Below are 12,696 nucleotides of genomic sequence, written 5' to 3'. Positions count from 1 at the left end.
CCCCGCCCGGCCGCCCCGCCCGGCCGCCCCGCCCGGCCGCCCTGCCCGGCCGCCCCGCTCCGTGTCCCCGCCCCGTTTCCCCAGTCTTCGGCCGGGCCTCATCCGGACGTCCCTTTGTTCCGTGCGTAAACAATGGGTACGGTCTCCCTGTCCACGGGCGGTCGGTCGACGGTCGGCGCCCCCGGGACGGTTAGGCTCTAGTCGCAAGGCACACCAGCCCGCACAACCAGCGTCACATCCACGAAGGAGATGCTCGTGCCGTCCATCGACGTCGTCGTAGCCCGGGAAATCCTGGACTCCCGAGGCAACCCCACGGTCGAGGTCGAGGTCGGCCTCGACGACGGCAGCACGGGTCGTGCCGCCGTTCCGTCCGGCGCCTCCACCGGTGCCTTCGAGGCCATCGAGCTGCGCGACGGTGACCCGAACCGCTACCAGGGCAAGGGCGTGGAGAAGGCCGTCCTCGCCGTCATCGAGCAGATCGGCCCCGAGCTGGTCGGCTACGACGCCACCGAGCAGCGCCTGATCGACCAGGCCATGTTCGACCTGGACGCCACCGACAACAAGGGTTCCCTCGGCGCCAACGCCATCCTCGGCGTCTCCCTCGCCGTCGCCCACGCCGCCTCCGAGGCCAGCGACCTCCCGCTCTTCCGCTACCTGGGCGGCCCCAACGCGCACCTGCTGCCGGTGCCGATGATGAACATCCTGAACGGCGGCTCGCACGCCGACTCCAACGTGGACATCCAGGAGTTCATGATCGCCCCGATCGGCGCGGAGTCCTTCTCCGAGGCCCTGCGCTGGGGCACCGAGGTCTACCACACCCTCAAGAAGGTGCTGAAGGGCCGCGGCCTGTCCACCGGCCTCGGCGACGAGGGCGGCTTCGCCCCGAACCTCGGCTCGAACCGCGAGGCCCTCGACCTCATCCTCGAGGCCATCAAGGAAGCCGGTTACGCCCCCGGCGAGCAGATCGCCCTGGCGCTCGACGTCGCCGCCTCCGAGTTCTACAAGGACGGCACGTACCTCTTCGAGGGCAAGGAGCGCTCCGCCGCCGAGATGACGGAGTACTACGAGGAGCTGGTGGCGGCCTACCCGCTGGTCTCCATCGAGGACCCGCTGTTCGAGGACGACTGGGCCGGCTGGAAGGTCATCACCGACAAGCTCGGCGACAAGGTCCAGCTGGTCGGCGACGACCTGTTCGTCACCAACCCCGAGCGCCTCGCCCGCGGCATCGAGGAGGGCACCGCCAACGCCCTGCTCGTCAAGGTGAACCAGATCGGCTCGCTGACCGAGACCCTGGACGCCGTCGAGCTGGCCCAGCGCAGCGGCTTCAAGTGCATGATGTCCCACCGCTCCGGCGAGACCGAGGACGTCACCATCGCCGACCTCGCCGTCGCCACCAACTGCGGCCAGATCAAGACCGGCGCCCCGGCCCGCTCCGAGCGCGTCGCCAAGTACAACCAGCTGCTGCGCATCGAGGAGATCCTCGACGACGCCGCGGTGTACGCCGGCCGCAGCGCGTTCCCGCGCTTCAAGGGCTGAGCGTCCCCCGCACGTCCGCCCGGCGGACCGTCGGGCGCGGCAAGGGCTGACCCGCACAGGGGCATGACCCAGCCAGTCGTACGTACGTCCCCGTACTCGGTCCCGTACCGTGTGCGGGGACGTACGCACGTGAAAGGGGAGGCGGAGAGCCAGATGGCCGTGAAGGACCGGGACCGTTTCTCCACCGCGACCAGGCTCAGGCTGCTCGGCGAGCAGACGGCGGCCCGGGTCTACCGCTCCCAGACCAAGCGGCAGGCCCGCCGCTCCCGGCTCACCGGGCGCGCCGCGCTGCTCGCGCTGGTGCTGTGCTCGCTGATCGTCGCCCTCGCCTATCCGATGCGGCAGTACGTGTCCCAGCGCGCCGAGATCGCCGACGTACAGCGGCAGCAGCGGCAGGCCCGCCAGCGCGTCGAGCAGCTGCGCGACCTCAAGGCGCGCTGGCAGGACGACGCCTATGCCGAGCAGCAGATCCGGCGCCGGCTGCACTATGTGATGCCCGGTGAGACCGGGTACGTCGTGATCGACCCGGGCGCGGCCAAGCAGTCCCGCGCCGGTCTCGGGGCCGCCCACCGGCCCTGGTACGCGAACGTCTGGGACGGGGTCGACAAGTCCGATGCCTCCGACCAGTGAACCGACAGAAAGACAGCTGAAGACAGTCATGGAAACGCCTCCGCCGCCCACTCCGCGCACCGAGCCGACCGACGCGGACGTCGAGGCCTTCAAGCAGCAGCTCGGCCGTCCGCCGCGCGGGCTGCGGGCGATCGCGCACCGGTGCCCGTGCGGGCAGCCGGACGTCGTGGAGACCGCCCCGAGGCTTCCGGACGGCACGCCCTTCCCCACGACGTACTACCTGACGTGCCCGCGTGCCGCCTCGGCGATCGGCACGCTGGAGGCGAACGGCGTCATGAAGGAGATGTCCGACCGGCTGCAGAGCGACCCCGAGCTGGCCGCCGCCTACCGGGCCGCGCACGAGGACTACATCCGGCGCCGGGACGAGATCGACGTCCTGGAGGGCTTCCCGAGCGCGGGCGGCATGCCCGACCGTGTGAAGTGCCTGCACGTCCTCGTCGCCCACTCGCTGGCCGCGGGACCGGGCGTGAACCCCCTCGGCGACGAGGCGATCGCCATGCTGCCCGAGTGGTGGGCCAAGGGGCCGTGTGTCGTGCCGGGCGCCGCCGCGGAGTGACCGCCGGGCACCCGTCGTCCCGCAGGGTCCGGCTCCCCGGACCCCCGGCCCCGTCCATCCTCCACCCGGCCCCGCCGGCCGGAACGCCGAAGAGAAGGATCTGCCCATGACCCGCGTCGCCGCCATCGACTGCGGTACGAACTCCATCCGTCTGCTGGTCGCGGACGCGGACCCGGAGACGGGTGAACTCGTCGACCTGGACCGCCGGATGACGATCGTGCGGCTCGGCCAGGGCGTCGACCGCACCGGCCGGCTCGCCCCGGAGGCGCTGGAGCGGACCTTCGCCGCCTGCCGCGAGTACGCCGGGATCATCAAGGAGCACGGCGCCGAGAAGCTCCGCTTCGTCGCCACCTCCGCCTCCCGGGACGCGCAGAACCGCGAGGACTTCGTGCGCGGCGTCCTCGACATCCTCGGCGTCGAGCCCGAGGTCATCACCGGCGACCAGGAGGCCGAGTTCTCCTTCACCGGCGCCACCGCGGAACTCAAGGGCCGTGACGACCTCACCCGGCCCTACCTCGTCGTGGACATCGGCGGCGGCTCCACCGAGTTCGTCGTCGGCGACGACCACGTACGGGCCGCGCGGTCCGTGGACATCGGCTGTGTGCGGATGACCGAACGGCACCTGGTGCACGACGGCAAGGTGAGCGACCCGCCCACCGAGGAGCAGATCGCCGCGATAAGGGCCGACGTCGAGGCCGCCCTCGACCTCGCCGAGCAGACGGTCCCGCTGCGTGAGGCGCACACCCTGGTCGGCCTCGCCGGCTCGGTGACCACGGTGTCCGCGATCGCCCAGGACCTGCCCGAGTACGACTCCGGGCGCATCCATCACTCGCGCATCTCGCACGAGCGCGTCCGTGAGATCACCGAGCGGCTGCTGCGCTCCACGCACGCCGAGCGTGCGCGGATCCCCTCCATGCACCCGGGCCGCGTCGACGTCATCGGTGCGGGCGCCCTCGTCCTGCTCGCGATCATGGAGCGGATCGGGGCCGAGGAGGTCGTCGTCAGCGAGCACGACATCCTCGACGGCATCGCGTGGTCGGTGGCGTAGCTCTCTTTTGTTACTGACCAGTAGCCGTCGGCTGAGCAGGTCGGATAACGTCTGAGCGGGGCCGAGGGGTCCTCAAGGGCCCCTCGGTGACGGCCGGTCGGAAAAGTTCGTGAAGTTCTTCACAAGGAATTCCGCCTCGTGGAACCGTGAAACGGGCCCGGTTGGCCCTTCCGGGGGCCGCCAAGCCGTTTGAACATGTTCAGACGGCAGGCGCGAGAAGGGCTCGGAAGGGTTCGCTCCGGGGGTGTTGCGAGGTGCTCACGAGCGCCCCGGTCGCCCAGAGAGGCAGCTCACGCGGCCTTGACAACGGGTCAGACCACCCCGTGGTTCCCCTCCGGGGTCATGGCCTGTGTCACGCGAGCCGCGGAGTTTAGCACAGGGCCTGTCAGACCTTGTGAAGGGGCGCACGAGCACCCCTCCCGGGGCGGGTGGATACTCGATGGCATGAGCACCACGGAGCGTCCCAGGATCCTCGTAGTAGGCGGTGGGTACGTAGGCCTGTACGCAGCTCGGCGCATTCTCAAGAAGATGCGCTACGGCGAGGCGACCGTCACGGTCGTCGACCCCCGGTCGTACATGACCTACCAGCCCTTCCTCCCCGAAGCCGCCGCCGGCAGCATCTCCCCTCGCCACGTCGTCGTCCCGTTGCGACGCGTGCTGCCGAAGGCGGAGGTCCTCACCGGCCGGGTCACCACCATCGACCAGGACCGCAAGGTCGCCACGATCGCCCCCCTCGTGGGCGAGGCGTACGAGCTGCCCTTCGACTACCTGGTCATCGCGATGGGCGCGGTTTCCCGCACCTTCCCGATCCCCGGCCTCGCCGAGCAGGGCATCGGCATGAAGGGCATCGAGGAGTCCATCGGCCTGCGCAACCACGTCCTCGAACAGCTGGACAAGGCCGACTCCACGACCGACGAGGAGATCCGCCGCAAGGCGCTCACCTTCGTCTTCATCGGCGGTGGCTTCGCGGGCGCGGAGACCATCGGCGAGGTCGAGGACATGGCCCGGGACGCGGCCAAGTACTACAACAACGTGTCGCGCGAGGACATGCGCTTCGTCCTCGTCGACGCCGCCGACAAGATCCTCCCCGAGGTCGGCCCCAAGCTCGGCCAGTACGGCAAGGAGCACCTGGAGAGCCGCGGCGTGGAGATCTACCTCTCCACCTCGATGGACTCCTGCGTCGACGGCCACGTCGTGCTGAAGAACGGCCTCGAGGTCGACTCCAACACCATCGTCTGGACGGCCGGCGTCAAGCCCAACCCGGCTCTGTCCCGCTTCGGCCTCCCGCTGGGTCCGCGCGGTCACGTCGACTGCGCGCCCACCCTCCAGGTCCAGGGCACGGACTACATCTGGGCCGCGGGCGACAACGCCCAGGTGCCGGACGTCGCCGCCCGCAAGGCCGGCGTCGAGAACGCCTGGTGCCCGCCGAACGCCCAGCACGCGCTGCGCCAGGCCAAGGTCCTCGGCGACAACGTGGTCTCCGGCATGCGGGGCTTCCCGCAGAAGGAGTACAGCCACGCCAACAAGGGTGCGGTCGCCGGTCTCGGCCTGCACAAGGGCGTCGCGATGATCGTCATGGGCAAGATGAAGATCAAGCTCAAGGGCCGCCTCGCCTGGTACATGCACCGTGGCTACCACGGTCTGGCGATGCCGACCTGGAACCGCAAGATCCGCATCTTCGCCGACTGGACCCTCGGCATGTTCCTCAAGCGCGAGGTCGTCTCGCTCGGCGCCATGGAGAACCCCCGCGACGAGTTCTACGAGGCCGCCAAGCCGGCGCCGGTCGCCGCCGCGAGCAAGACCGAGAAGGCCAAGGCCTCCTGACCTCCGGTCGCCGATCCACCCGAAGGACCCCCTGCCATCCGTGGTGCAGGGGGTCCTTCGGCGTTGCGGGGGCTCCCCGGCAATGGGGGGATTTCCGCGGCGTCGTGACGGCCGGTTCGGCACCGCCTTGATCCGCCGGCGGGGCGTGCCGCCGCCGCGGCCGAAAAAAAGAGGCGCCGCAACCCCTTTGCGGGACTGCGTCGGGCGGTCGTCGGTGTTTACGTGGTGAACGGACATCCGGGATCGTCGTCTTGGAGGTGTGCGCCATGGCCGACGCCGCGTCGCGGCTGACAAGTGTTGCCGAGCAGGTGCTGGGAGTGCCGCTGCCGGTGCGGATCCGCGCCTGGGACGGTTCCCAGGCCGGACCGCCGGGAGCCCCCGTCTTCGTCGTCCGCAACCGCCGTGCCCTGCGCCGACTGCTCTTCAAACCGGGCGAGCTGGGCCTGGCCCGCGCCTGGGTCTCCGGGGACCTGGACATCGAGGGCGACCTGTACACCGCGCTCGAAGCCATGGCCGGACTGATCTGGGAACGCGGGGAGGACGCCCGTACCCTCGTCCAGGCCCTGCGCGATCCGGACGTTCGGGCCGCGGCCCGCGAGCTGCTGAGGCTCGCCGGACCGCCGATCCCGCCCGCCCCGCCGCGCGAGGAGGCCCGCAGACGCGGCCATCTGCACACCCGGCACAGCGACAAGCGGGCCATCAGCCACCACTACGACGTCGGCAACGACTTCTACGAACTCGTCCTCGGCCCGTCGATGGTGTATTCGTGCGCGTATTGGGAGGCCGGAGACGACGCCACCCTGGAGTCGGCCCAGCGCGACAAGCTCGAACTGGTCTGCCGCAAGCTCGGCCTGGCGCCCGGCCGGCGGCTGCTGGACGTCGGCTGCGGCTGGGGCTCGATGGCCCTGCACGCGGCCCGTGAGCACGGGGTGAACGTCGTCGGCATCACCCTCTCCCAGGAGCAGGCCGTCTACGCCCGCAAGCGCGTCGCCGACGAGGGCCTGGCCGACCGGGTCGAGATCAGGGTCCAGGACTACCGGGACGTCGTGGACGGCCCCTACGACGCCCTCTCCTCCATCGGCATGGCCGAGCACGTCGGCGCCGAACGCTACCTGGAGTACGCGAGCACCCTGTACGCCCTGCTCAAGCCCGGCGGGCGGCTGCTCAACCACCAGATCGCCCGCCGCCCGCAGCGCGACGAATCGACCTACGAGACCGACCGGTTCATCGACGCCTACGTCTTCCCGGACGGCGAACTCGCCCCGGTCGGCACCACCGTCACCCAGCTGGAACGCGCCGGCTTCGAGGTCCGGGACGTGGAGTCCATCCGCGAGCACTACGCCCACACCCTGCGCCACTGGGTCACCAGGCTGGAGGCCGACTGGGACCGCGCGATCCGTCTCGCCGGCGCCGGCCGCGCCCGCGTCTGGCGCCTGTACATGGCCGCCTCCGCGCTCGCCTTCGAACGCAACCGCATCGGCGTCAACCAGGTGCTGGCCGTGCGCACCCCCGAGTCGGGCGGCTCCGGCCTGCCGCTGCGCACCCGCACCTGGCACGGCTGACACGCGAAGGGCCCCGCTCTGCACCGGCAGAGCGGGGCCCTTCGTCGCCGCGGTGCTACTCGGCCTTGATCGCCGCCAGCATGTTCAGCCGGGCCGCGCGCCGGGCCGGCCACAGCGCCGCCAGCACGCCGACCACCGCCGCCAGCAGCAGGAAGACCGTCATCCGGCCCCAGGGCAGCACCAGTTCGTAGGTCGGCATCTTGGTACCGAGCAGCTCACCGGCCGCCCAGCCGAAGAAGACGCCCAGGCCGATGCCGAGGACCCCGCCGAACAGCGAGATCACCAGGGACTCCAGGCGGACCATCCGCTTGACCGCCTTGCGGTCCAGGCCGATCGCGCGGAGCATCCCGATCTCCTGGGAGCGCTCGAAGACCGACATGGCCAGCGTGTTGATGACGCCGAGGACCGCGACGATCACCGCCATGCCGAGCAGGCCGTAGACCATGTTCAGCATCAGCGTGAACATCTTCGCGATGTCGTTGGAGATGTCCTGCTTGTCCTGCACCTTGATCGCCGGGTTGGGGCCGAGGACGTTCTCCAGCTTGTCCTTGGTCGCGTCGGAGGCGCCGCCCGCCGTCTTGACCATGACCTGCATGTCGGCCGGGTCCTTCAGGTGCGGGGTGATGGCCTTGTTGTCGACGATGATCCCGTTGAGCAGGTCGTTGCCCTCGTAGATCCCGGCGACCGTCAGCTTCTGCGCCTTCCCGTCCTCGTAGTGCGCGGTGAACCGGGAACCGGCCCGCCAGCCGTACTCCTTGGCCCGCTCCTTGTCCACGACGACCTGCGAGCCGCCGACCTTGAACGAGCCGTCCTGCACCTTCAGGTCCGTCAGCTCGCCGATCACCGAGCCGTTGACGCCGGTCAGGAACTCGGTCTTGCCGTCGATGCGCGATTCCGCGTTGCGCAGCGGGCTGCTGGCGGTGACCCCGCCGGCGGCGGCGAGCTTCTTCGCCACGTCGGGGGAGAGCGGGCCGCGGTTGGCCATCGAGACGACGTAGTCCGCGCGGACCGCCGAGCTGGCCATCTTGTCGATCGCCGTCTGCAGGCTGCCCGCCATCACCGTCATCCCGGTGATCAGGGTCAGGCCGATCATCAGCGCGGAGGCCGTGGCCGCCGTACGGCGCGGATTGCGCACCGAGTTCTGGCGGGCCAGCCGGCCCGAGACACCGAACACCCGCAGCACCGGGGCGGCGGCCGCGATCAGCGGACGGGACAGCAGCGGGGTCAGGATGAACACGCCGATGATGAGCAGGACCGCACCGAGCCCCATCGGGCCCTGGCCGTCGGAGCCGTCCATCGACGTGGCCGCGAGGACCACCGCGACGCCGGCCGCCGAGAACAGGGCGCCGAGCGTGTTGCGCAGCACCAGCGACTTGGTGGTCGCCTGGGCGTGCACGCTGCTCATCGCCGCCACCGGCGGGATCTTCGCGGCCCGGCGGCCCGGCAGCCAGGCGGCCAGCACGGTGATGACGATGCCGACGGCGAGCGCGGCCAGCACGGTGCCCGGCGTGATCACCAGCGGTCCGTCCGGCATGCTCGCGCCGAAGGAGCCCAGCAGGCCGCGCAGTCCCGCGCCGATGCCGATGCCGGCGACCAGACCGGTCACACCGGCGACGGTGCCGACCACGAACGCCTCGATCAGCACCGACCGGGTGACCTGGCGGCGGGAGGCGCCGACGGCCCGCAGCAGGGCCAGTTCCTTGGTGCGCTGGGCGACCAGCATGGTGAAGGTGTTGGCGATGATGAACGTGCCGACGAACAGGGCGATGCCGGCGAACACCAGCAGGCCCTGCTTCAGACCGCTCATCGAGGAGGAGATCTGCTGCGCCTGGTCGTCGGCGAGCTTCTTGCCGGTGGTGGTCTCCACCAGGTGCGAGGGCAGCGCCTTGTCCAGCCCGGCCTTGAGCGCGCTCTGGCTGGTCCCCGGCGCCGCCTTGACGTCGATCTCGTCGTAGGCGCCCTTCTTGCCGAACAGCGCCTGCGCGGTGGGCGTGTCGAACAGGGCGAGGCTGCCGCCGGCGGCCACGTTGCCGTCGTCGGTGGTGAAGATGCCGCTGATGCGCGGGGTGAGGACCGGGCCGTCGACGGAGACGCGCACGGTGTCGCCGACCTTGTAGCCGGCGCGCTCGGCGGTCTTGGAGTCGATCAGCACCTCGTTCCTGCCGTGCGGCGCACTGCCGCTCGTCAGCGGGTAGCGGACGTCCTTGGTGCCCGAGTAGTTGCCGCCCTCGGACTGCCAGCCGCCGCCGACCAGTTTGCCGTCCTTGTCGGCGATCGCGGTGAAGCCGGTGACCACACCGGTCGCCGAGGCGGCGCCCGGGGTCTTCGCGGCCTTGTCGAGCAGCGCCTGGGTCAGCTCGGGGGTCTTGCCGACCTTGTTGCCCTCGGAGTCCTGGTACTTGGCCCGGACGGCGACGTCGACGTGGTCGAAGCCCTTGGCGGAGCTCTTCTGGTAGGCGTCGGAGATGGTGTTGGTGAAGACCAGGGTCCCGGACACGAACGCCACGCCGAGCATGACGGCGAGCACGGTCATCAGGAGCCGGGCCTTGTGCGCGAGTACGTTGCGCAGGGCTGTGCGGAACATCAGCTGGTACGGCCCTTCGCGTCGAACTGCTTCATGAGGTCGAGGACGGCCTCGGACGTCGGGGCGTAGATCTCGTCCACGATCCGGCCGTCGGCGAGGAAGACCACGCGGTCCGCGTAGGCCGCCGCCACCGGGTCGTGGGTCACCATGACCACCGTCTGCCCCAGCTCGCGCACGGAGTTGCGCAGAAAGCCCAGCACCTCGGCGCCCGAGCGCGAGTCGAGGTTTCCGGTCGGCTCGTCACCGAAGATGATCTCGGGCCTGGAGGCGAGCGCACGGGCGACGGCGACCCGCTGCTGCTGGCCGCCGGACAGCTGGGAGGGCCGGTGGCTGAGCCGCCCGGACAGCCCGACCATCTGGATCACCTGGTCCAGCCACGCCTTGTCCGGCTTGCGGCCCGCGATGTCCATCGGCAGGGTGATGTTCTCCAGCGCGGTCAGCGTCGGCAGCAGGTTGAAGGCCTGGAAGATGAAGCCGATCTTGTCCCGGCGCAACTTGGTGAGCTGCTTGTCCTTCAGCGAGCCCAGCTCGGTCTCGCCGATCCGCACGGATCCCGAGGAGAAGCTGTCCAGGCCGGCCACGCAGTGCATCAGCGTGGACTTGCCGGAACCGGACGGGCCCATGATCGCGGTGAACTCGGCCTGCCGGAAGTCGACGGAGACCCGGTCCAGGGCGACCACCCGGGTCTCGCCCTGCCCGTAGATCTTCGACAGCTCCGTGGCGCGTGCGGCCACGGCCGTGGTCCGGCCGGCGGTGGGTGTGGTGGTCACGGGAGGGTGCTCCTGTCGGGACGACGTCAGTTCGTGGGGACTGATCCATCGTCCCGGCCCGAGGAGCCCCTGGAGTCAGTCGCTGTTCCCGTTCCGAGGGGCGACTTCGGTCGGACGCGAGGGGGCCGTGTCATACCTGGGGAGGACGGGCGACCCCGAGACCGGCTTTGTCGAGAACAGGTGGAGCGCCCTCGTTCGGTAGGTGAAATTCCGTCATTCCGCGTGCGCGCGCACCCGTGCCACGCCAGGCTATTGGCAAGTGCTGATGGCGTGTTTCTCGGGCTGATGCGCCCTCAGAAGTCAATAAAATAAGACAACATCGGTCCACCCTTCCGCTGTTCGGGGGATGCCTCCCGATAGGCTCGGAACTCGAAGCGGAGCCCCATGGCCTGCCCGGATGGTGGAATGCAGACACGGCGAGCTTAAACCTCGCTGCCCCTTCGCGGGCGTGCCGGTTCAAGTCCGGCTCCGGGCACTTTCCGCGCCTGCGAGAGGCTGTGCGGGGCATCGGTGCGTTGTCCGGATCGATGGTGTCGCCGCCGCCTCCCGAGGCCGGCCGCGCGTGCGCAGCCGGCCGGTCCGGCGCCTTCTCACCCTTCGTAGACCGTCAGCACGGCACCCTCCACCTCGACGCGGCGGCCCGCCCGCAGGCCCCCCGCGCGCAGGGTGCGCAGGCAGGTGTGGAACAGGGTCAGCTCGTCCGCGTCCAGGATCGCGGCGGCCAGGTCCAGCAGTCCGGAGACCGCCTCCTCGGTGAGCTCCTCGGGCAGCTCGCCGGAGAGCAGGACGACCGATTCACCGGCGGGCCCCCGGACCACCGCGGTGGTCGGCCCGCCATGCACGAACAACACGTTCCCCCCAAGAGCCCGGGGTCGTGCGGCTCTCGCTCCTCGGGCAGGACGAGAGACTAGCGGGGGATCTTGGCGCATTCGGCCGCAGTTGAAATCTTTTTCCGACTTGGCGGATGAGTGGGCATTCGCGGTCACCGGACGGACCGGGACCGTCGTCCGCGCGGGCCGGAGGGCGTCGCCCCGGTGGGCCGGAACGGTCGTCCGCGCGGGCCGGGGTCGTCGCCCCGGTGGGCCGGAACCGTCTTCCGGGCGTGCCGAGGTCGTCGTCCGCCCGGACCGGCACCGTCGCCCGCGCGGGCGGGTCACTTCTCCGGTGTGTGCTGTGCGGAGCGGCCCAGCAGGGACTCCACCAGGGCGGCGACGTGCCGCCGGTCGTCGGCCGAGAGCTGCTGCACGCTGGCGATGAGCAGGTCCACCTCGGGGTCGCTGGGCCGGGAGGCCGCGCCCTCGGCGTCCGTGGCGGCCGGGGTGCCGTACACGTGGATGCCGCACGCCTCGGCCGCGGCGCGCCGCAGGGTGTCGAGCGGTAGTTCGAGTCCCTTGGCCAGGCCCTCCAGCGTGGCCGCCTGGGGCATACGGACCACCCGGTCCGTGGTGGCCAGGTGGTGGACGGTGGAGCGGGGCACGCCGCCGCGGCGCGCCACATCGCCGTAGGACCAGCCCTTGCGGTCGAGGCGCTCGCGGATCAACTGCTGCAGTGCGTTGGACACCGTTGGTCACTTCCTGCTCGCGGCTCGGCCGAACCCTCCCTGCCGGGGCCGATTCTACGGTCGGGTGGCCGCGCCGCCGAAGGGGTGATTCCCCGAACGGGTTGCGCGGGGGTGCCGCGAGGGCCTAGTGTCCAATCTCGTTGGACAGTCCGTCCGACCAAGTTGGACAGAGTCCGGGGGGAACCTGACTCGATCCGACCGGAACTGCCTGTTTCCCGAGGGGGAATTGATCATGATGAACGCCCATGAGCTGGATGCCGAGTCCGCGGAGCTGCTGCCGGGCCGTGAGGCCCTCGGCCGGCTGAAGTTCAGCTTCGGCAAGACGGTCAACGTCACCAAGCACGTCGCGAACATCTCCGCGCACAACGAGTCCGCCGCCCTCAACGACCACTCCTCGTGGTCGGTGGCCGACTCCGGCGCCTCGCAGACCATCAGCGTCAGCCAGTAGCACGCGCGCACCACCCCGACCCACCGCAGAAACCAAGGAAAGGACATTCACCATGAGCATGGACATGCGAGAGCTGGACGGCGAGTCCGCGGAGCTGCTGCCGGGCCGTGAGGCCCTCGGCCGGCTGAAGTTCAGCTTCGGCAAGACGGTCAACGTCACCAAGCACGTCGCGAACAT

11 protein-coding genes and 1 tRNA gene are annotated in these 12,696 nt (G+C 70.4%); 8 read left to right on the top strand and 4 right to left on the bottom strand.

Annotated elements, in window-relative coordinates; translation table 11 throughout:
* Positions 1-249 precede the first annotated feature (249 nt).
* The 6 genes from eno to ACZ7P3_RS27025 all read left to right on the top strand — a co-directional run bounded on the left by eno (position 250) and on the right by ACZ7P3_RS27025 (position 7,156).
* A complete protein-coding gene (eno, locus tag ACZ7P3_RS27050) occupies positions 250-1,536 on the top strand; it encodes a phosphopyruvate hydratase (RefSeq protein ID WP_472085642.1) in 1,287 nt (428 codons plus the stop codon).
* A 153-nt stretch (positions 1,537-1,689) separates the two neighbouring features.
* On the top strand, positions 1,690-2,166 hold the full coding sequence (locus ACZ7P3_RS27045; protein WP_472085641.1) for an FtsB family cell division protein: 477 nt from the start codon (positions 1,690-1,692) through the stop codon (positions 2,164-2,166).
* A 28-nt stretch (positions 2,167-2,194) separates the two neighbouring features.
* On the top strand, positions 2,195-2,722 hold the full coding sequence (locus ACZ7P3_RS27040) for a DUF501 domain-containing protein (RefSeq protein ID WP_472085640.1): 528 nt from the start codon (positions 2,195-2,197) through the stop codon (positions 2,720-2,722).
* A 106-nt stretch (positions 2,723-2,828) separates the two neighbouring features.
* Complete coding sequence (locus ACZ7P3_RS27035) at positions 2,829-3,770, top strand: Ppx/GppA phosphatase family protein (RefSeq protein WP_472085639.1); 942 nt, start codon at positions 2,829-2,831, stop codon at positions 3,768-3,770.
* 444 nt (positions 3,771-4,214) lie between these two features.
* The gene (locus ACZ7P3_RS27030; protein ID WP_472085638.1) at positions 4,215-5,594 is read left to right on the top strand and encodes an NAD(P)/FAD-dependent oxidoreductase; all 1,380 of its coding nucleotides are present in this window, start codon (positions 4,215-4,217) and stop codon (positions 5,592-5,594) included.
* Positions 5,595-5,860: 266 nt separating this feature from the next.
* A complete protein-coding gene (locus tag ACZ7P3_RS27025) occupies positions 5,861-7,156 on the top strand; it encodes a class I SAM-dependent methyltransferase (protein ID WP_472085637.1) in 1,296 nt (431 codons plus the stop codon).
* Between the two features lie 55 nt (positions 7,157-7,211).
* Here ACZ7P3_RS27025 and ACZ7P3_RS27020 read toward each other — a convergent pair whose 3' ends face one another.
* Positions 7,212-9,740, bottom strand: coding sequence for an ABC transporter permease (locus ACZ7P3_RS27020; protein ID WP_472085636.1), 2,529 nt, complete (start codon positions 9,738-9,740; stop codon positions 7,212-7,214).
* Positions 9,740-10,510, bottom strand: coding sequence for an ABC transporter ATP-binding protein (locus ACZ7P3_RS27015; RefSeq protein WP_472085635.1), 771 nt, complete (start codon positions 10,508-10,510; stop codon positions 9,740-9,742). Before ACZ7P3_RS27015 ends, ACZ7P3_RS27020 begins: the two co-directional genes overlap by 1 nt.
* Before the next feature lie 391 nt (positions 10,511-10,901).
* Here ACZ7P3_RS27015 and ACZ7P3_RS27010 point away from each other — a divergent pair.
* Positions 10,902-10,985, top strand: a tRNA-Leu gene (locus tag ACZ7P3_RS27010).
* 115 nt (positions 10,986-11,100) lie between these two features.
* Here the strand turns inward: ACZ7P3_RS27010 and ACZ7P3_RS27005 are convergent.
* Entirely contained in the window at positions 11,101-11,352 is a 252-nt protein-coding gene (locus ACZ7P3_RS27005; RefSeq protein ID WP_472085634.1) for a hypothetical protein, read from the bottom strand.
* 311 nt (positions 11,353-11,663) lie between these two features.
* Positions 11,664-12,071: a helix-turn-helix domain-containing protein gene (locus tag ACZ7P3_RS27000; RefSeq protein WP_472085633.1), complete on the bottom strand. Its 408-nt coding sequence runs from the start codon at positions 12,069-12,071 to the stop codon at positions 11,664-11,666.
* Positions 12,072-12,303: 232 nt separating this feature from the next.
* On the opposite strand from ACZ7P3_RS27000, the gene ACZ7P3_RS26995 reads away from it, so the two are divergent.
* Positions 12,304-12,519 (top strand): hypothetical protein, encoded by a 216-nt coding sequence (locus tag ACZ7P3_RS26995; RefSeq protein ID WP_472085632.1) that lies wholly within the window; start codon positions 12,304-12,306, stop codon positions 12,517-12,519.
* Positions 12,520-12,696: the final 177 nt, after the last annotated feature.

The sequence above is a fragment of the Streptomyces sp. NPDC107581 genome (genome assembly GCF_055657175.1).
Note: the sequence above shows the minus strand (reverse complement) of the source record. Positions and strands in the feature narration are given on the sequence as shown.

What these genes read in the sequence shown, in the direction of transcription:
- ACZ7P3_RS27045 (WP_472085641.1), top strand. Translation starts at nt 1,690, where the DNA reads ATGGCCGTGAAGGACCGGGACCGTTTCTCCACCGCGACCAGGCTCAGG.
- ACZ7P3_RS26995 (WP_472085632.1), top strand. Translation starts at nt 12,304, where the DNA reads ATGATGAACGCCCATGAGCTGGATGCCGAGTCCGCGGAGCTGCTGCCG.
- ACZ7P3_RS27040 (WP_472085640.1), top strand. Translation starts at nt 2,195, where the DNA reads ATGGAAACGCCTCCGCCGCCCACTCCGCGCACCGAGCCGACCGACGCG.
- eno (WP_472085642.1), top strand. Translation starts at nt 250, where the DNA reads ATGCTCGTGCCGTCCATCGACGTCGTCGTAGCCCGGGAAATCCTGGAC.
- ACZ7P3_RS27025 (WP_472085637.1), top strand. Translation starts at nt 5,861, where the DNA reads ATGGCCGACGCCGCGTCGCGGCTGACAAGTGTTGCCGAGCAGGTGCTG.
- ACZ7P3_RS27030 (WP_472085638.1), top strand. Translation starts at nt 4,215, where the DNA reads ATGAGCACCACGGAGCGTCCCAGGATCCTCGTAGTAGGCGGTGGGTAC.
- ACZ7P3_RS27020 (WP_472085636.1), bottom strand. Translation starts at nt 9,740, where the DNA reads ATGTTCCGCACAGCCCTGCGCAACGTACTCGCGCACAAGGCCCGGCTC.
- ACZ7P3_RS27035 (WP_472085639.1), top strand. Translation starts at nt 2,829, where the DNA reads ATGACCCGCGTCGCCGCCATCGACTGCGGTACGAACTCCATCCGTCTG.